Below are 21,719 nucleotides of genomic sequence, written 5' to 3' on the forward strand. Positions count from 1 at the left end.
GCCCATGACGGCATGTCGAAACACGGTGGAGGCCGCGACATGCGCAGGAGGAGAGCATTATGGACACCCAAGTCTTTGCGGCGCTCAGCGTCGAGACATTGCCGGGCCGGCTTGGCGGCAACACCATTCTCAAGGAAAAAATCGGCGAGGATTCCACGCAGTGGACGGTCAAGGAAGTCGGCGACGGTAACCTCAATCTCGTTTTCATCGTCTCGGGTGAAAAGGGAGCCGCCATCGTCAAGCAGGCGTTGCCTTATGTGCGCCTCGTCGGCGAAAGCTGGCCGCTTCCTCTGAAGCGCTCATATTTCGAATATCATGCTCTGGTACGCCAATCCCAGCGCGACCCGGGAATGGCGCCGGAAATCTTTTTCTTCGACGCCGCCCAGGCCATCATCGTCATGGAGTTTCTAACCCCGCATGTCATATTGCGACGGGCATTGATCGATGGGCACATCCTTCCAAAGATCGGTCGCGACCTCGGGCTTTTTTGCGCACGCACCCTCTTTCGCGGTTCCGATTTCTCCATGGTCACGCGCGACAAGAAGGCCGACGTGGCACTCTTCGCTGATAATGTCGAGCTCTGCGACATCACCGAGAACCTCGTCTTTTCCGATCCTTATTTCGAAGCGACACTCAACCGGCATACCTCGCCGCAACTTGATCCGATCGTTGCGGAGTTGCGTAGGGATCGTGACCTCAAGGTCGAGGCACAGCGGCTGAAGCATCTCTTCTCCGCCAAGACCGAGACGCTTTGCCATGGGGACCTGCATACCGGCTCGGTGATGGTCACCGACGACGAAACGCGCGTCATCGATCCGGAATTTGCCTTTTACGGTCCGATCAGTTTCGACGTCGGCATGCTGCTTGCCAATTTCTGGATGAGCTATTTCGCCCAAAGCGGTCACGAGAGCGACAACTCTGGGCGCGACGACATGCGCGCCTATTTGCTCGATACGGTTGAAACCATCTGGGAAACATTCCGTGCCGAATTCGCCAATCTCTGGCGCAACGAACGCAAGGGCATCCTTTACCAGGCAAGCCTCTTCGAAGATCAAGGCGACCTGCTCGGAGCCGAACAGGCTCTGAACATCGTCCTCGACGAGATCTATCGCGAAATGCTGGGCTTTGCCGGCATCGAGATGCATCGCCGCATTCTCGGCCTCGCCCACAATGCCGATTTCGAAACCATCGCCGATCCCAATCATCGGGCCGCCTGCGAGAAGAAGGCGCTGAAGCTTGGGCGCCACCTCGCCGTCAACCGGCATCGCATCCATAGCCTCAAAGATGTCCGCGCGACAGCAGAACGGCTTCAGAAGGAGACACTCGCTTGAAAGTCGGAGAAAGCCATTACCATACGATCTGGCTCAACGAGGACGGCCGCTCGGTCGATATTATCGACCAACGCTGGCTGCCGCATGAATTCAGGGTCGTCACGCTGAAGACCGTTGATGACGTCGCCGTTGCCATCCGTGACATGTGGGTGCGCGGCGCGCCGCTAATCGGTGTCACCGCCGCCTATGGCGTTGCCATCGCCATGGCAAAGGACCCTTCCAACGCGCATCTCGACGCCGTCTGGGAAGAGCTCAACGAAACGCGCCCGACCGCCATCAACCTGCGCTGGGCGCTAAACGCCATGCGCGAACACCTGCGGCCGCTGGCAGAAGGCACACGCGCTGAAGCCGCCTACAAGCGTGCCGCCGAAATTGCCGAAGAAGATGTCCAGCTCAACCGCGCGATCGGCGCGAATGGCTTGAAGGTCATCCGCGAGATCGCCGCGAAAAAGAAGGCGGGCGAACCTGTCCGCATCCTTACCCATTGCAATGCCGGCTGGCTTGCGACGGTCGACTACGGCACCGCAACTGCGCCGATCTATATGGCGACGGAAGAAGGCATTCCCGTCCACGTCTATGTTGACGAAACCCGTCCGCGCAACCAGGGCGCCTACCTGACAGCCTGGGAGATGAACGGCCATGGCGTGCCGCACACGCTGATCGTCGACAATGCCGGCGGCCACCTGATGCAGCATGGCGATATCGACATGGTGATCGTTGGAACCGACCGGACAACGGCAAACGGCGATGTGTGCAACAAGATCGGAACCTACCTCAAGGCGCTTGCCGCCCGCGACAATGGCGTGCCCTTCTACGTCGCATTGCCGTCACCGACCATCGACTGGACGGTTCACGACGGCATCAAGGAAATCCCGATCGAGGAGCGCTCCGCGGACGAAGTCAGCTTCGTTCAGGGCAAAGCACGGGATGGTTCGATAGCGAGCGTTCGCATCTCGCCTGAAGGAAGTCCTGCGGCAAATCCCGCCTTCGACGTTACGCCTGCCCGCCTGATCACCGGCCTGATAACGGAACGCGGCATCGCGACGCCGTCGCCGGAAGGTCTGAAGGCCCTTTTCCCCGAACGGAGCTGAGACGATGACCCTCTCCAATCAGAAATCCACGGAAGATATTGCGCTTGGAATTCGCCGTCGCGTCTTCTTCCACACCATGAAGAACAATGGCGGCTATCTGAGCCAGGCTTGCTCGGCCGCCGAGAGCCTCGCCCTTCTCTATAACGAGTTCCTGAAGCTCGGCGAACCGACGCTTCCGAAAGTGCCGCTTCCCTTCCGTGGCGTGCCTTCGGCCGACAATCCGGACGCTTTCACGGGCGCGGGCTATCACGGTCCGTTCGCGCCCGAGTTCGACCGCTTGTTCATTTCACCCGCACACTACGCATTGGTGATCTACTCAGCGCTGATCGAGACGGGGCGGATGGACGAACATGCGCTCGACCACTTCAACAAGGATGGCGGCTCCGTGGAGATGATAGGCGCCGAACATAGTCCGGGCATGGAGGTGACGACCGGGTCGCTGGCCCAGGGCCTTTCCATGGCATCGGGCGTCGCCTGGGCAAGACAGAAGAAAGGCGAGCCGGGCAAGGTCTGGGTCTATATGTCGGATGGAGAATTCCAGGAGGGCCAGACCTGGGAATGCCTTGCGGCTATGGCCTATCATCGCATCGACAACATCCGCGTCATCGTCGACGTCAACCGTCAGCAATGCGATGGCGCCATGTCTTCCGTGCTTGACCTTGGCGATCTCGCCGCGCGCGTCGGCGCCTTTGGCGTGACATGCCGCTCGGTCGATGGTCACGACCTCGACGCCATGCGGCAGGCAGCCGAAAGCGCGGAAGCCGGCAAGCCGCTGGTGATCCTCGCCAATACCTCACCCTATCAGGGCATGAACTTCCTCAAGAAGCGCTTCCCGCGACTGCATTATGTTCGCTTCAAGAGCGCGGACGAGCGGCTGGAAATGCAGGCGGCACTGGCCGCCGAGCTTGGCATCGACATGAACGCAGTGGAAAGGACCTGAACATGGTCGAGATCGTCAACCGTCCCTATGCCAAGGCGTTCGAAACCTTTGCGGTCGCGCGGCCCGAGGTTCTCTGCCTTTCGGCGGATCTTACCTCTTCCTGCGAGGTCGACGGCTTCCGTGACCGGCATCCGGAGCAGTTTCTCACGCTCGGCATGGCCGAGCAGAATATGCTTTCCTTTGCCGGCGGCCTTGCGATGCAGGGCTATCGCCCGTTCCTCCACACGTTCTCGGTGTTTCTGTATCGCCGTCCCTACGATCAACTGATCAACTCCATCGCCTATTCCAACCGCAAGGTCCGGCTCATGGGTTTTCTGCCTGGCATTACGACGCCGGGCGGCATCACCCATCAGGCGATCGAAGACATCGCCGTCATGCGTGCCGTGCCGAACATGACCGTGCTTGAAACCGGCGATGCAACGGAAGTCGAAACCGTCCTCGAAGTCGCGGACGCCATTGATGGCCCCGTCTATGTCCGCGTCCTGCGCGGCGAGGTGCCGCGCCTCTTTTCGACGCCTTTCGAATTCAACCGGCTGCGTACGCTCTCCGAAGGCGACGACATCCTCGTTGTCAGTTCAGGCGTTTGCACAGAGGAAGCACTGCGCGCGAGCGGGCCGCTCAAGGCGCGCGGGGTTGGCGTTCATCACCTGCACGCCTCGACGCTGAAGCCGTTCGACCGTGATGGCCTGCTGAAGGCCGCCCGCGGCAAGAAAGGCGTCGTCACGCTTGAAAACCACACGATCGTCGGCGGCCTCGGCTCGCTGGTTGCGGAGATCCTGGCCGAAGAAGGTATCGGCATCAAGCTGAAGCGCCTCGGCCTCAACGACACCTTTGCGCATGGCGCTTCCAAACCATATTTGATGAAGAAGTACGGACTTGATGCCAGCGCGCTGGTCGGAGCCATCGAACAGCTCCTCGGCAAACCGCTTGCCATCGGGGAAGATGAACTGGCAGAGGTCCGCCTCGATCACGTTCATTCCGCGCAGAAAGCCGAGGCACTCTGATGTCCCCGCGCTTTGCCGTCACCTATTTCATCCGGACGGAGGATGCTGAAGAGGCACGCAAGCGTGCCCTCGACATCGCGCTTGAACAAACCGTCGAAATTCCGCGTCATGTCGTGCCGAAAGGCTATGTCGAAGACGAAATTCTCGGCCGGCTGGAGGCGCTGGATGAGGATAGAGATGGGCGGCAGGGCTTCCTTGCAACCATCTCTTATTCCGAAGACGATATTGGCGGCGATTTCCCGCAATTTCTCAATATTGTCTTCGGCAACAGCTCCATCAAACCTGGTTTGAAGGTGGAGGATATCGGTCTTTCGCCCGGTATCCTTGATCTCTGCAAGGGCCCACGGCACGGCATCGCCGGATTGCGTGCTCGCGCCGGCGTTGGCGAAACGCCCTTGCTGATGTCGGCGATCAAGCCGGTCGGCCTCTCGACGAAGGAACTCGCCCGTCTGGCCCATGATTTCGCACTTGGCGGCATGCATTACGTCAAGGATGATCACGGCCTCGTCGATCAGAAGACGTCGCCGTTTGGCGAGCGGTTGCGGGCCTGTGTGGACGCAGTCGGCGAAGCCAACGCCAAGAGCGGCGGAAAGACGAGCTTCGTGCCCAATATCACTGGTCCGGCCAATGCGATCATCGACCGAGCCATGCAGGCTCAGGAAGCCGGTGCCGGCGGCGTCATGATTGCGCCGGCGCTGGCCGGCTACGATGTCATTCGCACCCTTGCGGCCGATACGGATTTCAGCTTGCCTCTTATCTCGCATCCAGCCTTTGCGGGTGCCAATGTGGTTTCGCCCGACTGTGGATTTACCCATCGCGCTTTCTTCGGAACCCTTCATCGGCTGATGGGTGCGGACGCCGTCATCTATCCGAATTTCGGTGGTCGCTTCGGTTTCACCCGCGAGGAATGCCTATCCATCGCCAGTGCCTGCGCTGTTGAACTGGGTGGACTGAAAGCCGTCGTACCAGCACCCGGCGGCGGCATGACGTTGAACAGAGTGGGCGAGATGCGTGCGGCGTATGGCAACGACATCATGTACCTGGTCGGAGGCGCCCTGCTGGAGACCGGCAATCTGGTGGAGGCCTGCCAACGCCTGTTCGATGCTGTTTATGCCTGATCGACGGTGACGACCGATTCTGCCTGACACGAGCTTCTCGGTGCTGCGGATGCTGAACATTCGCGGCAGCGAGATAAATAAACGTCATTCCTTGCCGCTCTCACCCGGCAACGAGTGATCACGGTTTCGCAGTGCGACGCGAAATAGGTTGGCTTTGTCACAGTCCCGCTATAGATATGACTGGTAACAGTCTTGCCCGCTCCCGTAATTGGGCGATATCGCCTGCAAGGACACCGGCCTTGCAGTGATCGATCGGCCTCAGATCGATCGCAATACCCGCGGAAATAGTGCGAAAAATTAGAATGTCTTTCGCGAATTGCGGGGAAATCCGGCTCTAGCATCCAAACCCATTAACAGCGCACAATCCACCTTCGCTACGGAGCGTTTATGAGCGCTTCTCGCGGCCGGCATCGGAGGAGATGCAGGCGAGCCCCTTGATTTCACGAGCGTCGGGAACGCTTTGGGAGGAACAATGCTTGAACGGCTTTTCAAACTAAGCGAGCACGGCACGTCCGTCCGCACGGAACTCATCGCAGGCGTGACGACGTTCCTGACGATGTCCTACATCATCTTCGTCAATCCGGATATTCTGTCGACCACCGGCATGGATCGGAATGCCATCTTCGTTGCGACCTGTCTTGCCGCAGCCTTGGGTTCGATCATCATGGGTGTCGTCGCCAATTGGCCGATCGGCATGGCACCCGGCATGGGACTTAATGCCTTCTTCGCCTTCACCGTCGTCGCAGCGCTGGGCTTTACCTGGCAGCAGGCGCTCGGTGCCGTCTTCATCTCCGGCTCCATCTTCGTCCTCTTGACGGTAACCGGCGTGCGCAGCTGGCTGATTGCCGGCATCCCTCGCTCGCTCAGAAGCGCTATCGCCGCCGGTATCGGCCTGTTTCTCGCGATCATCGCACTGAAAAGTGCCGGCATCGTCGTTGCCAACAAAGCGACGCTCATCGGCCTCGGTGATCTGAAGCAGACCGGCCCGCTCCTCGCGATCTTCGGCTTCTTCGTCATCGCCGTTCTCGATGCGATGAAGGTGAAGGGCTCGATCCTGATCGGCATTCTCGCCGTCACCGTCCTTTCCTGGATCTTCGGCGTCAGCCAGTTCCACGGCATCGTTTCGGCACCGCCCTCGATGCTGCCGACCTTCCTGCAGCTCGACATCGTCGGTGCTCTGCATGGCGGCCTCGTCCATATCATTCTCGTCTTCGTCCTGGTCGAAGTCTTCGACGCCACGGGCACGTTGATCGGCGTCGCCAAGCGCGCCAAGCTGCTCGAGGAAGGCAAGCCGAGCCGTCTCAGCCGAGCCCTGCTCGCCGATAGCGCGGCCATCGTTGCTGGCTCCCTGATGGGCACCAGCAGCACCACCGCCTATGTCGAGAGCGCCTCGGGCGTTCAAGCTGGCGGCCGCACGGGCCTGACGGCGCTGACGATTGCCGTGCTCTTCATCGCGGCCCTGTTCTTCTCGCCGCTCGCCGCTTCGGTTCCGGCCTATGCGACTGCTCCGGCGCTGCTTTACGTCGCCGGACTGATGATGCGCGAGCTCACGGAAATCGAATGGGATGATCTGACGGAGGCAGCACCTGCAGCCCTCACCGCGCTTGCGATGCCCTTCACCTACTCGATCGCCAACGGTCTTGCCTTCGGCTTCATCAGCTACGTCGTCCTGAAAGTCTTCACTGGTCGCTGGTCGACGCTGCATCTGGCAACGCAGATCGTTGCGGCCCTGTTCATCGTCCGCTTCGCCTTCTTCGCAGACTGACAGCAACGCATTTCAAAGGGCCGGGCCATCCGACGGGGTGGCCCGGCCCTTTGGTAGCTTTGTTACCAAGCTGGAAAGCCGTGTTGGCGGTCAAAGCCAGGCAGCGGGAGGACGCTCACTCACATTGTATTTGCAGGCGACATATCAGTCATTTCATCCAGAAATTCGGTCGTCACAACATCCTCAGGGAGTGGGGTCATACCGGTCCGGATACCCTCCGCATGCCACCACATAGCGTCACGAGGCATTCGCGCCCGACGGAGAGGCTCCATCTCCGTGAAAATGAACCGGCGCCTGTAAGCGCTGGGGCTCTCTACGAGAAAGAAGGGCTTCATGCGTTCTGAACCAAGGAACCATGGCCTTTTCAGGAAGCGTTCAGGTTCTTCTGTCCAGAGCGGAGGCGGACCCAACCTCCATCGACGGCAGAGATGCTCGCCGATCGCACCGACAAGTGCATCAAAACGCTCGTCACCCGTCAGATCGGGTGAATCAACGAGCCTATCTCGCCTTCGCCGACTGGAGGGATCTAGATAGAAACCATCAAGAAAGCTGGCAAGGTGGTAGCGAAACTCGCTACCCGTCTCAAGGTGCGAGTGGACGGCCGCGGCCAGCGATCCAGGTCGGATTTGCTGCATTGGCGCCTTTATATTCATCGACCAGACCCTTGATCTTCGCGCTCATTCGCGTGGACACGGTTGGAACTACGACTCCCGGAATGTTAGGATAACATTGCTCCATGAGCTCAACAATCTTCTCAAAGGTGTTGATCCCTGTCAGCTTCATGAGCGCTACAGCGTCCGTCACATCCGTAACGTTTTTATCATCATCGGATGCTCGATTGGCCAGCACTTTCATCGCAAGCAAATATTCTGGGGTGGGTGTGAAGATCCGTAGCCCCAGCGCCGATCCATCTCTCGGATAGTCTCTGAATTCAAGAAGATGAGGAGCAGGGTTTCCTCGTGGAGGAGCGAATTGCTTTGCTGCCTGGTTCATCCACCCTTCAGGGAGACGGCTTCTCCGAGTAACGGTGTCTACGATCTTTTTCGCCTGTTCCTCATGATTAAGATAGACGGCATCAACGTCTTCCGACGCCATGCGGATATCGGAGGCCAAAACTAAGCATGATCCACCATAAACCGCCATGTCCAACACGATGCCGCGTTGTGAAGCCAGTTCTGCGATCGCGTCGAAGGCATCCTCAATCGTCTGCTTATCAAGCTTCCTGTCGGCAACCATGGTTGACCTCCGAATGCACGTAGTTTGAATTCACCAGCACTTAGCGATGAACTATCTGATTTTCCCTAATATTACCCTCGACGCAGCAATGATCAAAAACCTCGCTTTGGGGGTTTGGACCACTGCATATTCGTATTTTATATACAATGAAGGATGCAGCTACCACCAGCAAACTCTATGGAGGGACGAGCAGTGCATCTTCGCGGCTGAAGCTCAGCTTCTCGCTGGATCCAATCTCATACTTTTCAAAGGCTTGACCATTCAAAAAGGGGGGCACCGCTGCCGCGATGTCCCCATTCATCCCTTCTATTTCCGCTGGTTCCGTTCAGCGGATCAGGAATGGTTCGTCAAAGAAGTGCTCCTCGAGGTTTACGCCCTCACCGCCGCGATCCACCACGGCAAAATCCGAGGGGCCGTCGAGCGGCGTCAGGATGCCATGCCAGACATTGCGGCCGATATTGACGCCCTGCCCCGGCTTCGTCCGGAAGGCCAATGGTTCGGCCGGTCCGTTCGCCGTCTCCTTGGCGACGACGACGAGGAACGGGTAGTCCGTCAGCGGTATGAAGGCCTGGCTGCCGAGGGGATGCCGCTCGACCATTTTTAGCTCCAGCGGCAACTCATACGGTTCGCCGCGCAAGAGGCTGATCATCGCGCGTGCCTTTTCGCCCGTTGTCTCGATCTTCGCCAGATCATGATAGCGCACGCATTTTCCGGCATTGATGGGGTAATTATATGCCCCTTCCATCTCGATGACGTCGCCAAACGGAAAGAAGGCTGCGTTGGTCAACGGCTGAATTTCGATCACTTTCATTCACGCTCTCCTCGTCTCTGTTGCTCCCATGCATGCATCCGTCCTTCATACCGCAGGCCGCTGTTCGCGCGGTCGCTCGCCCCCCTCATCGGGAAGCATGGCGGCAAGCCGCAGGCGTGCGATCCGCTCCACCTGACCGCAGGCAGTGGCGAATTCGTCGGCGCGGTCGTTCTCTATCCTGGTCTCGAACGCAGCGAGGATCCCGGTTTTCGTATGGTCGCGGACGGCAATGATGAAGGGGAAGCCGAATTTTGCGACATAACGGTCGTTTAGCTCGGTGAAACGCGTGCGCTCCTCATCCGTCAACGCATCAAGGCCAGCGGATGCCTGCTCCTCGGTCGAACTTGCCGTCAGGCGCTTGGCCTGCGCCAATTTGCCGGCGAGATCCGGGTGGGCGACGAGCACACCGAGCCGCTCGTCTTCGCTGGCTGCACGAAACTGGAAAGTGAGCGCGGCATGGAGGCCGATGGCGGTGTCGTTTGCCGGTGAAAGCTCGCCGGCAAAGGCCCGCTTTGCGATCCAGGGCGAATGTTCGAAAACACTGCCGAAGCGCTCGACAAACTCGGCTTCCGGCATCTGCGAGGGCCGCTCGGCAACCGGCTTGGGCGGATGGGTCGCGGCCCAATGTCCGGCGATGTCGACACGCCGCGCGATCCAGACCTTCTCATGCTTCTGGACGTAGTCGATAAAGCGGGCCAGCGCCATGACACGGCCCGGTCGCCCGATCAGCCGGCAGTGCAGACCGATACTCATCATCTTCGGATGGCCGGCAGTTCCCTCCGCATAAAGCGCATCGAACGAATCTTTCAGATAGCTGAAGAACTGGTCGCCGCTGTTGAAGCCCTGGGGCGTCGCGAAACGCATGTCGTTGGCATCGAGCGTATAGGGAATGATGAGCTGGTGACGTCCGCCATGCTCGTACCAGTAGGGAAGATCGTCGGCATAGGTGTCGGAAATATAGTCAAAGCCGCCGGTCTCCGTTACGAGATCGACGGTGTTGACGGAACAGCGACCGGTATACCAGCCGCGCGGCCGCGCGCCGGTGACAAGCGTGTGCAGACGCACTGCTTGCGCGATCGCCGCCCGCTCCTCTTCCGGTTCCATGTCCTTGTGCTCGACCCATTTGAGGCCGTGCGAAGCAACTTCCCAACCAGCCTCCAGCATGGCGGCGACCTGCGCCGGTGAACGTTGCAGAGCCGTCGCGACGCCATAGACGGTGACCGGGACCTGCTTTTCGGTAAACAGCCGATGCAGACGCCAGAAGCCTGCGCGAGCGCCATATTCGTAGATCGATTCCATGTTCCAGTGGCGCTGACCCGGCCATTGGGCAGCGCCGACGATTTCCGACAGAAAGGCCTCGGATGCCGCATCGCCATGCAGCACGCAGTTCTCGCCACCCTCTTCGTAATTCAGGACGAATTGTACGGCAACGCGCGCATCATCAGGCCATTGCGCGGCCGGTGGCGTCTGGCCATACCCGTGCATATCACGGCAATATCGCATGAAACACTCCTCCAAATGTATTCGATGACAAATTTCTAACCGCAAATCGCGCACGCTATTCCCCTTGGAAATTTTGAAAGTCTCGAACGATCCCGCTGCTTTTCAGGGGGATGGGCCTAGCGGATAGTGGAGGCAGGAGCGCTACGTTCGGGAGAAGAAAATGCAGTCTCATTCGCAAGGAGCCGGCCGGCTCACGACCCACGTTCTGGACACGGCGCTCGGCAAGCCGGCGGAGGATCTGCGCATCGATCTCTACCGGGTGGATGGAGAGACGCTGCATCTCCTGAAGTCCGTGCGGACGAATGACGACGGCCGCTGCGACGCGCCGCTGCTGGCTGGCGACACCATGACTTCGGGCATCTACGAGCTACGCTTCCATGCGGGTGACTATCTCGGTCGCTCGACCGAAGGTCCGATGTTTCTCGATATCATCCCGATCCGCTTCGGCCTTGGCGACGAGGGCGCGCATTACCACGTGCCGCTGCTTCTTTCTCCCTTCAGCTACTCCACCTACCGCGGGAGCTAGGAATGATGCCGGTAACGATCCGCTCCGAATTACGTTTTATTCTCAACGGCCAGGACATTGCGCTCAGTGACGTCGCGCCGGACCAGACGCTGCTCGACTGGCTGCGGCTTGCGCGCTCGCTGAAGGGCACCAAGGAGGGCTGCGCCGAGGGCGATTGCGGCGCATGTACCGTGCTTGTGGGACGGCTGACGCCGTCAGGTGGTCTCGTCTATGAAGGGGTCAATGCCTGCATTCGCTTTCTCGGCTCGCTGGACGGCTGCCACGTGGTCACCGTCGAGCATTTAGCCCCAAGCGACACCAGCCTGCATCCGGTGCAGCAGGCCATGGTCGACTTTCACGGCTCACAATGCGGCTTTTGCACGCCAGGCTTCGTGATGTCGCTCTATGGACTCTGGATGCAGACGCCGAACCCGACGGACCAGCAAATTGAAACGGCTTTGCAAGGCAATCTCTGTCGCTGCACCGGCTATGAGCCGATCATGCGTGCTGCGCGCTCCATTTCCAGCTACGGCGGAACGCAAAAAGATCCGTTGCTTGTTGAACGCAAGACGATGATCGCGCGCCTGAAGGCCCTACACGATGGTGCGCGCGTGGAAATCGGCGAGGGCCGCCATCGGCTGGTCGTGCCCGCCAACCTTGATGATTTTGCCGCCGTTCTCGAGACCTCGCCCACCGCGACCGTGGTGGCCGGCTCCACCGATGTCGGTCTCTGGGTCACCAAGCACATGCGCGACATTACCCCGGTGCTCTTCATCGCCGGACTGCAGGAACTGAAGTCCATCGCGGTGGCAGACGGTGTCATCACCATCGGCGCCGGCGTTACCTATACCGAGGCGATAGCGACGCTCTCGCAGCATATCCCGGCACTTGGTCCGCTGATTACACGCATCGGCGGCCAGCAGGTGCGCAATATGGGCACGATCGGCGGCAACATCGCCAACGGCTCGCCGATCGGCGATACGCCGCCGGCGCTGATAACGCTTGGCGCATCGATCACCCTGCGCAAGGGCAATGTCCGACGCACCATAGCGCTCGAAGACTTTTTCATCGCCTATGGCAAGCAGGATCGCCAGCCCGGCGAATTCGTCGAAGCCGTGCATATTCCGATCCCGGCTGCGATCGAAAAATATGCCATCTACAAAGTGACGAAACGCCGCGACGAGGATATTACCGCAACGCTTGGCGCCTTCCGCCTGACGCTTGCCGACGATGGCACGGTCGCCGACATACGGATCGCCTATGGCGGCATGGCTGCGACGCCTAAACGGGCCATCGCGGTCGAACAGTCGTTGCTCGGCCAACCCTGGAACGAGAAGACGGTAGAGGCGGCCATGGAAAAATACGCAGAGGACTATTCACCGCTGACCGATATGCGCGCCACTGCGGAATATCGGGCACTGGCAGCGAAAAACCTCCTACTGCGCTTTTACCTGGAAACCACGTCCGATGCGACACCGGCCCAGGTGTCCAGATACGAGGCCGCGTAAGCCATGAACAAGCACGCTCCAGACCTTAAACCCGAAACCATCATTGGTGGCGTTCATTCGAGCCCAAGGCACGATTCAGCGCACAAACACGTCTCCGGCGCCGCTGTCTACATCGACGACATCGCAGAGCCCGCCGGCACGCTGCACGCCGGCCTTGGCCTGTCGACCGTCGCGCACGGTATTCTGAAATCGGTCGATCTTTCGGCGGTGCGGGCCGCTCCCGGCGTTGTCACCGTCCTCAGCCATGAAGACGTACCCGGTGTCAACGATATCTCGCCTTCCTACATGCACGACGACCCGGTGCTTGCCGACGGCAAGGTCGAGTTTCATGGCCAGCCGATCTTCTGCGTCATTGCGGACACGCGCGAGCAGGCCCGGCGGGCCGCGCGCCTTGCCAAGATCGAATATGAGGAACTGCCTGCCGATATCGATATATGGGACCTCGACGTCTCGACCCATCGGCAGGTCGTGACCCCGCTGACGCTGAAGCGCGGCGATGCGGCAACAGCCCTTGCAAATGCCCCACGGCGCGTGACGGGCCGCATGCGGCTCGGCGGACAGGACCATTTTTATCTTGAAGGTCAGATATCGCTCGCCGTTCCCGGCGAGGACGACGAAGTTGCCGTCTATTGCTCCACCCAGGGTCCGAGCGAAACGCAGCACATGGTCGCGCATGCGCTTGGCGTGCCAAGCAATGCCGTGACGATCGAAGTGCGCCGTATGGGCGGCGGCTTTGGTGGCAAGGAAACGCAAGCGAACCAGTGTGCTGCCATCGCGGCCATCGCGGCCAAGAAGCTGAAACGCGCCGTCAAGGTCCGGCTCGATCGTGACGAAGATATGGTCGCCACCGGCAAGCGGCATGATTTTGCCATCGACTACGATGTCGGCTTCGATGACGAGGGCCGCATCCTTGCCGTCGACTATACCTTCGCGCTTCGGGCGGGATTTTCCGCCGATCTGTCAGGCCCGGTTGGCGACCGTGCGCTGTTTCACTGCGACAATGCCTATTTCTTCCCGCATGTTCATGCAAAATCGGCGCCGCTTTACACCAACACCGTTTCCAACACCGCCTTTCGTGGTTTCGGCGGACCGCAGGGGATGGTGGGCGCCGAGCGCGTCATCGACGAAGTCGCCTTTGCCGTCGGCAAGGATCCGCTCGAGATTCGCAAGCTGAATTTCTATGACGCGATGGGCACCGAGGGCGAGCGCAACCTCACCCCCTATCACCAGAAGGTCGAGGATTGCATCATCCAGCGCATCACCGCGGAGCTGGAGGAAAGCGCCGACTATGCCGGACGCCGCAAGGCCATTGCCGAGTTCAACGCAAAGAGCCGCATCGTCAAGCGTGGCATCGCGCTCACTCCGGTGAAATTCGGCATCTCTTTCACCAAGACCGAGTCGAACCAGGCCGGCGCGCTGGTCCACGTCTATAGCGACGGTTCCGTGCACATGAACCACGGCGGCACCGAGATGGGCCAGGGGCTGCATCTGAAGGTGGCTCAGGTCGTGGCGGAGGAGTTTCAGATCGATCTCGATCGGGTGAAGATCACAGCGACGACCACCGCCAAAGTTCCGAATACGTCGCCGACCGCCGCCTCCTCGGGTGCCGATCTCAACGGCATGGCGGCCCAAAATGCCGCGCGCCAGATCAAGGAGCGATTGATCGCCTTTGCCGCTGAAAGCCATCAGGTGCCGCGCGACCAGGTGATATTCCTGCCGAACCGGGTGCGGATCGGCGATATCGAGATGCCATTCGACGATCTTGTCAAAAAGGCCTATATGGCCCGCGTGCAACTTTCGGCGGCGGGTTTTTACAAGACGCCGAAGATCCATTGGGACCGCTCCAAAGGCCGCGGCCACGCCTTTTACTACTACGCCTATGGTGCGGCCTGCTCGGAAGTCTCCATCGATACCTTGACCGGTGAGTACATCGTCGAGCGCACGGATATTCTGCATGATACCGGTCGCTCGCTGAACAAGGCGATCGATATCGGTCAGATCGAGGGTGGCTTCATTCAAGGGATGGGCTGGTTGACGACGGAAGAACTCTGGTGGGACGGCAAAGGCCGGCTGCGCACCCATGCGCCGTCGACTTACAAGATCCCTCTTGCATCCGACCGCCCGAAGATTTTCAATGTGGCACTGACCGATTGGTCTGAGGCCTATGAGCCGACGATCCACCGGTCGAAGGCGGTCGGCGAACCGCCGCTGCCGCTTGGCCTTGCCGTGCTGCACGCGCTTTCGGATGCGGTCGCAAGTGTTGCCGATCACAAGATCTGCCCGCGGCTCGACGCGCCGGCGACACCGGAAAGGGTGCTGATGGCAATCGAGCGTCTCAAGGCGGCGAACAAGGAGTGAGAGCATGTCTGCCGCCCGTGAAGATATCCGGGATTTCCTGCGCCGCGAACCGGCTTCGATCCTTGTCGAAGTGACGGGGGTCGCAGGCTCGGCGCCGCGCGATACCGATGCCTGGATGCTGGTGTCGGAACATGAGATCTTCGCAACGATCGGCGGCGGGCAGCTCGAATATATGGCCATCGATCAGGCACGGCGGGCTCTGCGCTCCGGTCTTGCCGCAGAACCGATGAACGTGCCGCTCGGCCCCGAGATCGGTCAGTGCTGCGGCGGCCGGGTAGGACTTGCCTTCACGGCTCTCAATCTCGAACTTGCCAACGACCTCGTCGCCCGCAGCGATCGGGAAATGGCCGCGCGGCCGCACGTCTATGTGTTCGGAGCCGGCCATGTCGGTGACGCGCTCGCCATGGCGCTTTCGCTTGCCCCGTTGCGTGTCGTCCTGGTGGATACGCGGGAAGATGAATTGACCGCCTGCACTGTGCCACGCATAGAAACCTGCCTGACGGCCATGCCGGAGGCCGTCGTTCGCGATGCGCCAGCCGGCAGCAGCTTCGTCATCCTCACCCATGACCATGCACTCGATTTCCTGATAACAGCCGAAGCGCTCAAGCGCACGGATGCCGCTTATGTCGGCATGATCGGATCGAAGACGAAGCGTGCCACCTTCCGCAACTGGCTGACACGCGAAAGCGGCCAGGCAGAGCTATTCGATCGCCTCATCTGCCCAATTGGCGGAACGGCCGTAAAGGACAAGCGCCCCACCGTGATTGCAACACTTGCCGCGGCTGAGATCATGACGGCGGCGTTGAGCTGGGCAACGGAACGGGTCAAACTTGTAGGTGCCGTCAATCGCTAGCCTTTCGGCAACGAGCTGAGTACCCTTGCGGTATCATAGCCCTGCGACGGCTATCGCAAGATCTCGGTTGGGTGCAGCAGGCAGGCAATCTCACTCAATCCTATCACTGGATAACAGGTAACTGCTTTAGGGGATTTGCGAGTGGCACGCCGAGCGGCTCGAAATGTCGCTCATTAACCGTCAGGACAGTAAGACCATGCGCAGCAGCGGTCGCGGCAATGGCGATGTCCTCGAAGCCGGGATCGTGAGCACGTGCTCGATCTAGCATAAGACCAGCGTGTCTCGCCTCTTCCATTCCGAATGGCAGAATTCGGCCCGCATAAAAATGCTCTACCGCAGCTAGCCAGCGGCGCAACTGCGCTGCTTTAGTCGTCGCTTCGATCCTTGCTGCTCGCGCGATTCCTGCTTCTATCTCGGCTATAGAGATCGCCGAAAGATAAAGTCGGCCGCTATTGGCACGCATCCATGCGGCAAATGCGTCGATACCGACCTTGCGCTTGGTCGGAGCATCGGCCGACACAATGTTGGTATCCAGAAGATACACGGTCAAAGTCCGTTTTCACGCAATGCGCGGGCAGTCTTTCCCGAGCGCTCTGGAATATCGGTCTTTTCCCCGGGAAATGCCAAAAGCAGATCGGCAAAGTCCGGCACTCTGGAAATCCTCTCCCATTCCTCGAAAGAAACGAGCACGGCCTCTTTACGGCCATGGCGCGTGATAATGGTCGGCTCGCCGGCCACCGCTTGATCAACGACGGCAGAAAGCGTCGCTTTGGCATCCTTGAACTGGATCTCCTTCATGTCAATTCTCCATATGACCACCAGTAGTCATATAAGAATTTACTGCTTTTAATCAAGCAGCGATCGCAACATCCGGACTGCGCCCTCAAACCAGGTCTGTCCTCGAGGTAAGGCCCGCCATCACCATCCTCCTCACGCTCGCACGAGAGAAAGCGCGCCCCAAATCCGTTTGGTCAACGGGACAGTGTCGTGAGGCAAGGCCTTCGGATCATGGCGTCGCTGTGGCAGGCTCCTCCGCAAGCAGCTTGCCGATGAGCCGCTGACAGCGCTCGGCCATGAAGTCGATCATCAGACGAACCTTGGGATCCTGGAAGCGCTTGTGCGGATAAATGGCAGCGAGCTGCACTGGCGCCGGCGGGCTTTCCTTCAGAATTTCCACCAGCCGGCCCTCCCGGAGATAGGCTTTCACCTCGAACAGCGGCTTGTTGATGATGCCACGATCCTCGAGCGCCCATTGGGTCAACACATCGCCGTCGTCGCTGTCGTAAGGTCCGGCGACTTCGAACTTACGTGGCCCTTCCGCCGTCATCAGCGTCCAGTAATATTCCTTGGATCCGGGATAGCGCAGCAAAAGACAGTCATGCTTGTCGGCAATCAGGGCATCGGCAGTCTCCGGCATGCCGCGGCGCGCCAGATATGCGGGCGAAGCACACAACACGCGCTCGCAATTGAGGATGCCGCGCATGCGCAGGTTTGAATCCTCAAGCACGCCGAGCTTGAAGGCCACGTCGACGCCTTCGGCCAAGATATCGACATTGTGGTCCGACAAGCGAACGCGCACCTCGATATCCGGGTATTTGTCGTGAAATTCCGGAATGCCCGACGCGACAAGTCGCCGCCCGATTCCAAGCGGTGCTGTGATCCTGAGCGATCCTTTCGGATTGCGAGAGAGGTCGGCAATCGCCCCTTCCGCCTCATTGACAGCCTCGATGATCTTGACCGCCTTCTCGTAGAAGACGCGGCCGTGTTCGGTCGGCGAGAGCTTACGCGTCGTGCGATTGAAGAGGCGCACGCCGAGATGCCGCTCGAGCTCCTTGATACGATTGCTCGCAACCGCCGGCGTGACGCGTTGATCGCGCCCTGCCGCCGAGAGAGTACCGAGTTCGACCACGCGAACGAAGACACGCACATTATCAAGATAGGACATGCCTCCTTCTACCACATCGGACAGCAGAACAAAGCGGGGGTCATCTTATAGATTTTTTTGAAAGTGTTGGCGGACTCACCGGGATTTTCGAGAAAATCGCATGGTGGCAAACAGTCCCATGAAGATCGGGAGGGAGTTCCCATGTACGAATATGCCATCGCCTGGGACTGGCTGACCTTTGCCGTCCGCTGGCTGCACGTTATCACAGCAATCGCCTGGATCGGCTCGTCATTCTATTTCGTGGCGCTCGACCTTGGCCTGAAGAAGCACCCTGCCCTGCCGCCCGGCGCCTATGGCGAGGAGTGGCAGGTTCACGGCGGCGGATTCTACCACATCCAGAAGTATCTGGTGGCGCCTGCCAACATGCCGAACCATCTCATCTGGTTCAAATGGGAAAGCTACGTCACCTGGCTTTCCGGCTTCGGCATGCTGTGTCTCGTCTATTACGCCGGGGCCGACCTCTACATGATCGATCCGGCGGTGCTCGACGTGTCCAAGCCGGTCGCGATCGCCATCTCGCTGGCGTCGATCGCCGGCGGCTGGATCATGTATGACCTGATCTGCAAGTCGCCCTTCGGCAATGACAATACGCGGCTGATGGTGGCGCTCTATTTCATTCTGGTCGCGGTGGCCTGGGGCTACACACACCTCTTTACCGGCCGAGCCGCCTTCCTGCATCTCGGTGCCTTCACGGCGACGATCATGTCGGCGAACGTGTTCTTCATCATCATTCCGAATCAGAAGATCGTCGTTGCGGACCTCATCGCCGGCCGCACGCCCGATCCGAAATACGGCCGCATCGCCAAGCAACGCTCGACGCACAACAACTATCTGACGTTGCCGGTGTTGTTCCTGATGCTGTCGAACCACTATCCGCTGGCTTTCGGCACGCAATTCAACTGGATCATCGCCTCGCTGGTATTCCTGATGGGCGTGACGATCCGCCATTGGTTCAACACCCGCCACGCCGATGCCGGCAAGCCGACCTGGACCTGGATCGTTACTGTCGTCCTCTTCATCGTCATCATGTGGCTTTCGACCGTTCCTAAAATTCTGACCGGCGAACCGGTCACGAAGATCTCCGCGATCCAGCAGCCCTTCGTCGAGGCTCAGGCCTTCCCGAAAGTCCGCGATACCATCATGGGTCGCTGCTCAATGTGTCATGCGAAGGAGCCGAGCTGGGAGGGTATCATCGCCCCTCCCAAGGGTGTCGTCTTCGAAACCGATCGCGACATCGCAGCCCATGCCCGCGAAATCTACCTGCAGGCGGGCCGAAGCCACGCCATGCCGCCCGCCAACGCCTCGCACATTACCGACGAGGAGCGGCGCCTGCTCGTTTCCTGGTATGAAAGCGCCGTCAATGGGGAGAAGACCCAATGAATGAAGTCCTGATCCGCGGTCGTGTCCTGACCTTTCTTGCCGAGCCCAAAGGCATCGATGATGCCGCGTCCTATCGCTATATCGAGGACGGTGCGGTTTTTGTCCGCAACGGAAAGATCGTGGAGATCGGCTCCTATGGCGACATAACCAAGCTTGCCGGCGCCGATATCAAAATCCTGGATCATCGACCGAACCTCATCCTTCCCGGTTTTATCGATACGCACCTGCACTTCCCGCAGACGCAGGCGATCGCCTCCTATGGCGCGCAGCTGCTCGAATGGTTGAACACCTATATTTTCGTCGAGGAGCAGAAATTCGCTCGCGCCGCCCATGCGGCCGAAGTCGCCGACCGCTTCATGGGCGAACTCCTGTCGAACGGCACCACGACCGCGGTTGCTTATTGCTCCGTGCATCCGGAAAGCGTCGATGCCTATTTTGCGGCGGCCGAGGCCCGCGGCATGTGCATGATCGGCGGCAAGGTGATGATGGATCGCAATGCGCCGGACGCGCTGCGCGACACCCCGCAGCAGGGTTATGACGAGACAAAGCGATTGATCGAAAAATGGCACGGCCGCGGACGCGCCCGTTACGCGATCAGCCCGCGCTTTGCCATCACCTCGACGCCTGAACAAATGGAAATGAGCAAGACGCTGGTCGCCGAGCATCCGGACTGCTACGTCCAAACTCATCTTTCAGAAAATCGCGACGAGATCGCCTTCGCCACCTCCCTTTATCCCGAGGCGAAGGACTATACAGACATCTATGCGCGTTATGATCTGCTCAACGAGCGCATGTTGCTCGGCCACTGCATCCATATGAGCGAGCGCGAAGTTTCCGTTCTGGCCGAAACCGGCGCGGTCGGCGTGTTCTGCCCGACATCGAACCTCTTCCTCGGCTCCGGCCTCTTCAATGCTGCACAGTTCGACAAGCTTGGTGCGCGCTGGTCGGTTGCGACCGATGTCGGCGCCGGCACCAGCTTCTCGATGCTGGAAACCATGGATGAGGCCTATAAGGTCCTGCATCTGCAGGGTCAGCGTTTGACGCCGTTCAATTCCTTCTATCGCATGACACGCGGCAATGCGGTTGCGCTTGGCCTGGAACAGCACATCGGTTCGCTGCAGGCCAGGGCGGATGCCGATATCGTCGTCCTCGATTCCAGTGCGAAGTCGGCGATGGAATTCCGCATGCGCACTGCAACCTCGCTCGCCGAGGAGCTCTTCATTCTTCAAACCATGGGCGACGACCGGTGCGTCGCCGAAGTCTATGTTGCCGGAAAAGCGATGAAGACCAAAAACAACAAGCCGGCAACAATGGCTCAAGCGTCACTTCAGCTTGCCTGACCATTGATGCGGCGGGCCACCAACGCCGTCGTCTCTCTCATCGGGAGGCGGCGGCGAAGGCGTTCAGGTTCCTTTTGGGCGTCCGCCCATGGCCTTTGTCAACTCTTCCGCCGCAGCCCGCACGACGGGGCCAAGTGCGTCAACTTTCGCATCGGGCATGCGCACAGCCGGACCCGAAACGGAAATGCCGGCGACGGCGTCGCCATATTCATCGAAGATCGGGGCCGCGACACATCGCATGCCGAGCGTGTGCTCCTCGTCGTCGATAGACCAGCCGCGCGAGCGGATTTCGACGAGGTCTTTTAGCAGAGCAGAAAGCGTATCGCGGGTTTTCTCGGTGAAATGCTGGAGCGTGCGATCGCCAAGGACTGATGCGATCCGGCTATCCGGCCAGGTCGAAATGATCGCCTTGCCGATACCGGAGGCATGGATCGGTCCGCGCCGGCCGGGCCGGAAAAAGGCGCGCATCGGCGCATGGCTTTCCGCCTGCGAGATGAAAACGACGTCGCCATCCTCCTCGATGGCGATATTGGCCGTCTCGCCGGTTTCCTCCATCAATTGCTTCAGAAACGGTCTGCTGATCGTACCGAGCTTGCGGAACCGCAAATAGGCCGTTCCGATCTCGAAGGCTTTGACCCCGATGGTCCACGCACCGGTTTCGCTGTCATGCGCCACCATGCCGTGCTGGGCGAGAGATGTCAGCAGCCGGTGCACGGTGGACGGCGCCATGGCCGATTGATCGGCAAGATCGGTCAAAACGGCACCGTCTGCCTCGGCCACGAGCTCCAAAAGCTTCAAACTGCGATCCAGCACCTGGACGGACGAAGCCGCCGCATTCTCTGCCGGCTTTCGACCCGGCCTGCCCCTCGTCTTTTCCCGATGTTCCGCCACGATTCCCATTCCCGATCGAACCCGCGCTGCGCCATTCGACGCGGCATGCTTCGGCTTCATGACATATCCGCTTCGTCTCGATTGTTCCAGATTTGTTGAAAATGTTTATTTCCATATGATGGGATTGATTTCCATTTAAT

At 59.7% G+C, this 21,719-nt stretch carries 19 protein-coding genes; 12 read left to right on the top strand and 7 right to left on the bottom strand.

Features of this window, described 5'->3' with window-relative positions; all coding sequences use genetic code 11:
- Nucleotides 1–59: 59 nt before the first annotated feature.
- From mtnK to ACIQJ2_RS26735, 6 genes are all read left to right on the top strand, one after another.
- Nucleotides 60–1,331, top strand: coding sequence for an S-methyl-5-thioribose kinase (gene mtnK, locus ACIQJ2_RS26710; protein ID WP_400670637.1), 1,272 nt, complete (start codon nucleotides 60–62; stop codon nucleotides 1,329–1,331).
- Nucleotides 1,328–2,422, top strand: coding sequence for an S-methyl-5-thioribose-1-phosphate isomerase (mtnA, locus tag ACIQJ2_RS26715; protein ID WP_400670639.1), 1,095 nt, complete (start codon nucleotides 1,328–1,330; stop codon nucleotides 2,420–2,422). The genes mtnK and mtnA overlap by 4 nt, the downstream gene beginning before the upstream one ends.
- A 4-nt stretch (nucleotides 2,423–2,426) precedes the next feature.
- Nucleotides 2,427–3,362 (top strand): transketolase, encoded by a 936-nt coding sequence (locus ACIQJ2_RS26720; protein ID WP_400670641.1) that lies wholly within the window; start codon nucleotides 2,427–2,429, stop codon nucleotides 3,360–3,362.
- 2 nt (nucleotides 3,363–3,364) lie between these two features.
- Nucleotides 3,365–4,366 (top strand): transketolase family protein, encoded by a 1,002-nt coding sequence (locus ACIQJ2_RS26725; RefSeq protein WP_184705993.1) that lies wholly within the window; start codon nucleotides 3,365–3,367, stop codon nucleotides 4,364–4,366.
- Nucleotides 4,366–5,484, top strand: coding sequence for a RuBisCO large subunit C-terminal-like domain-containing protein (locus ACIQJ2_RS26730; protein ID WP_400670643.1), 1,119 nt, complete (start codon nucleotides 4,366–4,368; stop codon nucleotides 5,482–5,484). The genes ACIQJ2_RS26725 and ACIQJ2_RS26730 overlap by 1 nt, the downstream gene beginning before the upstream one ends.
- Before the next feature lie 472 nt (nucleotides 5,485–5,956).
- Nucleotides 5,957–7,249 carry an NCS2 family permease gene (locus ACIQJ2_RS26735; protein WP_199148573.1) on the top strand — a complete coding sequence of 431 codons (1,293 nt, stop codon included), beginning with the start codon at nucleotides 5,957–5,959 and terminating at the stop codon, nucleotides 7,247–7,249.
- A 582-nt stretch (nucleotides 7,250–7,831) separates the two neighbouring features.
- Here the strand turns inward: ACIQJ2_RS26735 and ACIQJ2_RS26740 are convergent.
- The 3 genes from ACIQJ2_RS26740 to puuE form a co-directional block, all read right to left on the bottom strand.
- Nucleotides 7,832–8,485 carry a hypothetical protein gene (locus ACIQJ2_RS26740; RefSeq protein ID WP_400670646.1) on the bottom strand — a complete coding sequence of 218 codons (654 nt, stop codon included), beginning with the start codon at nucleotides 8,483–8,485 and terminating at the stop codon, nucleotides 7,832–7,834.
- A 325-nt stretch (nucleotides 8,486–8,810) separates the two neighbouring features.
- Nucleotides 8,811–9,296, bottom strand: a complete 486-nt coding sequence (locus tag ACIQJ2_RS26745) for an ureidoglycolate lyase (RefSeq protein WP_184705984.1) — start codon at nucleotides 9,294–9,296, stop codon at nucleotides 8,811–8,813.
- Between the two features lie 45 nt (nucleotides 9,297–9,341).
- Nucleotides 9,342–10,799: an allantoinase PuuE gene (puuE, locus tag ACIQJ2_RS26750; protein WP_400670648.1), complete on the bottom strand. Its 1,458-nt coding sequence runs from the start codon at nucleotides 10,797–10,799 to the stop codon at nucleotides 9,342–9,344.
- A gap of 160 nt (nucleotides 10,800–10,959) precedes the next feature.
- Between puuE and uraH the strand changes: the two genes are divergently transcribed.
- From uraH to xdhC, 4 genes are read left to right on the top strand one after another with little or no spacing between them, the layout of a single operon-like run.
- On the top strand, nucleotides 10,960–11,325 hold the full coding sequence (uraH, locus tag ACIQJ2_RS26755; RefSeq protein ID WP_400670650.1) for a hydroxyisourate hydrolase: 366 nt from the start codon (nucleotides 10,960–10,962) through the stop codon (nucleotides 11,323–11,325).
- Between the two features lie 2 nt (nucleotides 11,326–11,327).
- Nucleotides 11,328–12,812 (top strand): xanthine dehydrogenase small subunit, encoded by a 1,485-nt coding sequence (gene xdhA / locus ACIQJ2_RS26760; RefSeq protein WP_400670652.1) that lies wholly within the window; start codon nucleotides 11,328–11,330, stop codon nucleotides 12,810–12,812.
- 3 nt (nucleotides 12,813–12,815) lie between these two features.
- Nucleotides 12,816–15,170: a xanthine dehydrogenase molybdopterin binding subunit gene (gene xdhB, locus ACIQJ2_RS26765; protein ID WP_400670654.1), complete on the top strand. Its 2,355-nt coding sequence runs from the start codon at nucleotides 12,816–12,818 to the stop codon at nucleotides 15,168–15,170.
- Between the two features lie 4 nt (nucleotides 15,171–15,174).
- Nucleotides 15,175–16,023, top strand: a complete 849-nt coding sequence (gene xdhC, locus ACIQJ2_RS26770; RefSeq protein WP_400670656.1) for a xanthine dehydrogenase accessory protein XdhC — start codon at nucleotides 15,175–15,177, stop codon at nucleotides 16,021–16,023.
- 103 nt (nucleotides 16,024–16,126) lie between these two features.
- On the opposite strand, the gene ACIQJ2_RS26775 is transcribed toward xdhC, so the two are convergent.
- The 3 genes from ACIQJ2_RS26775 to ACIQJ2_RS26785 form a co-directional block, all read right to left on the bottom strand.
- A complete protein-coding gene (locus tag ACIQJ2_RS26775; RefSeq protein ID WP_400670780.1) occupies nucleotides 16,127–16,567 on the bottom strand; it encodes a PIN domain-containing protein in 441 nt (146 codons plus the stop codon).
- A 2-nt stretch (nucleotides 16,568–16,569) separates the two neighbouring features.
- Nucleotides 16,570–16,821 (bottom strand): type II toxin-antitoxin system Phd/YefM family antitoxin, encoded by a 252-nt coding sequence (locus ACIQJ2_RS26780; protein ID WP_199148567.1) that lies wholly within the window; start codon nucleotides 16,819–16,821, stop codon nucleotides 16,570–16,572.
- Between the two features lie 208 nt (nucleotides 16,822–17,029).
- On the bottom strand, nucleotides 17,030–17,968 hold the full coding sequence (locus ACIQJ2_RS26785; RefSeq protein ID WP_199148566.1) for a LysR family transcriptional regulator: 939 nt from the start codon (nucleotides 17,966–17,968) through the stop codon (nucleotides 17,030–17,032).
- A gap of 141 nt (nucleotides 17,969–18,109) precedes the next feature.
- On the opposite strand from ACIQJ2_RS26785, the gene ACIQJ2_RS26790 reads away from it, so the two are divergent.
- The gene (locus ACIQJ2_RS26790) at nucleotides 18,110–19,348 is read left to right on the top strand and encodes a urate hydroxylase PuuD (RefSeq protein WP_199148565.1); all 1,239 of its coding nucleotides are present in this window, start codon (nucleotides 18,110–18,112) and stop codon (nucleotides 19,346–19,348) included.
- Nucleotides 19,345–20,688, top strand: coding sequence for a guanine deaminase (gene guaD, locus ACIQJ2_RS26795; protein ID WP_400670660.1), 1,344 nt, complete (start codon nucleotides 19,345–19,347; stop codon nucleotides 20,686–20,688). Before ACIQJ2_RS26790 ends, guaD begins: the two co-directional genes overlap by 4 nt.
- Before the next feature lie 63 nt (nucleotides 20,689–20,751).
- Here guaD and bhcR read toward each other — a convergent pair whose 3' ends face one another.
- Nucleotides 20,752–21,588, bottom strand: a complete 837-nt coding sequence (bhcR, locus tag ACIQJ2_RS26800; protein ID WP_400670783.1) for an HTH-type transcriptional regulator BhcR — start codon at nucleotides 21,586–21,588, stop codon at nucleotides 20,752–20,754.
- Nucleotides 21,589–21,719 lie beyond the last annotated feature (131 nt).

It is taken from the genome of Rhizobium sp. NPDC092011, assembly GCF_044756305.1.
GTDB lineage: Bacteria > Pseudomonadota > Alphaproteobacteria > Rhizobiales > Rhizobiaceae > Rhizobium.

What these genes read in the sequence shown, in the direction of transcription:
- mtnK (WP_400670637.1), top strand. Translation starts at nt 60, where the DNA reads ATGGACACCCAAGTCTTTGCGGCGCTCAGCGTCGAGACATTGCCGGGC.
- ACIQJ2_RS26720 (WP_400670641.1), top strand. Translation starts at nt 2,427, where the DNA reads ATGACCCTCTCCAATCAGAAATCCACGGAAGATATTGCGCTTGGAATT.
- ACIQJ2_RS26725 (WP_184705993.1), top strand. Translation starts at nt 3,365, where the DNA reads ATGGTCGAGATCGTCAACCGTCCCTATGCCAAGGCGTTCGAAACCTTT.
- ACIQJ2_RS26730 (WP_400670643.1), top strand. Translation starts at nt 4,366, where the DNA reads ATGTCCCCGCGCTTTGCCGTCACCTATTTCATCCGGACGGAGGATGCT.
- ACIQJ2_RS26735 (WP_199148573.1), top strand. Translation starts at nt 5,957, where the DNA reads ATGCTTGAACGGCTTTTCAAACTAAGCGAGCACGGCACGTCCGTCCGC.
- ACIQJ2_RS26740 (WP_400670646.1), bottom strand. Translation starts at nt 8,485, where the DNA reads ATGGTTGCCGACAGGAAGCTTGATAAGCAGACGATTGAGGATGCCTTC.
- ACIQJ2_RS26745 (WP_184705984.1), bottom strand. Translation starts at nt 9,296, where the DNA reads ATGAAAGTGATCGAAATTCAGCCGTTGACCAACGCAGCCTTCTTTCCG.
- puuE (WP_400670648.1), bottom strand. Translation starts at nt 10,799, where the DNA reads ATGCGATATTGCCGTGATATGCACGGGTATGGCCAGACGCCACCGGCC.
- uraH (WP_400670650.1), top strand. Translation starts at nt 10,960, where the DNA reads ATGCAGTCTCATTCGCAAGGAGCCGGCCGGCTCACGACCCACGTTCTG.
- xdhA (WP_400670652.1), top strand. Translation starts at nt 11,328, where the DNA reads ATGATGCCGGTAACGATCCGCTCCGAATTACGTTTTATTCTCAACGGC.
- xdhB (WP_400670654.1), top strand. Translation starts at nt 12,816, where the DNA reads ATGAACAAGCACGCTCCAGACCTTAAACCCGAAACCATCATTGGTGGC.
- xdhC (WP_400670656.1), top strand. Translation starts at nt 15,175, where the DNA reads ATGTCTGCCGCCCGTGAAGATATCCGGGATTTCCTGCGCCGCGAACCG.
- ACIQJ2_RS26780 (WP_199148567.1), bottom strand. Translation starts at nt 16,821, where the DNA reads ATGAAGGAGATCCAGTTCAAGGATGCCAAAGCGACGCTTTCTGCCGTC.
- ACIQJ2_RS26785 (WP_199148566.1), bottom strand. Translation starts at nt 17,968, where the DNA reads ATGTCCTATCTTGATAATGTGCGTGTCTTCGTTCGCGTGGTCGAACTC.
- ACIQJ2_RS26790 (WP_199148565.1), top strand. Translation starts at nt 18,110, where the DNA reads ATGTACGAATATGCCATCGCCTGGGACTGGCTGACCTTTGCCGTCCGC.
- guaD (WP_400670660.1), top strand. Translation starts at nt 19,345, where the DNA reads ATGAATGAAGTCCTGATCCGCGGTCGTGTCCTGACCTTTCTTGCCGAG.
- bhcR (WP_400670783.1), bottom strand. Translation starts at nt 21,588, where the DNA reads ATGGGAATCGTGGCGGAACATCGGGAAAAGACGAGGGGCAGGCCGGGT.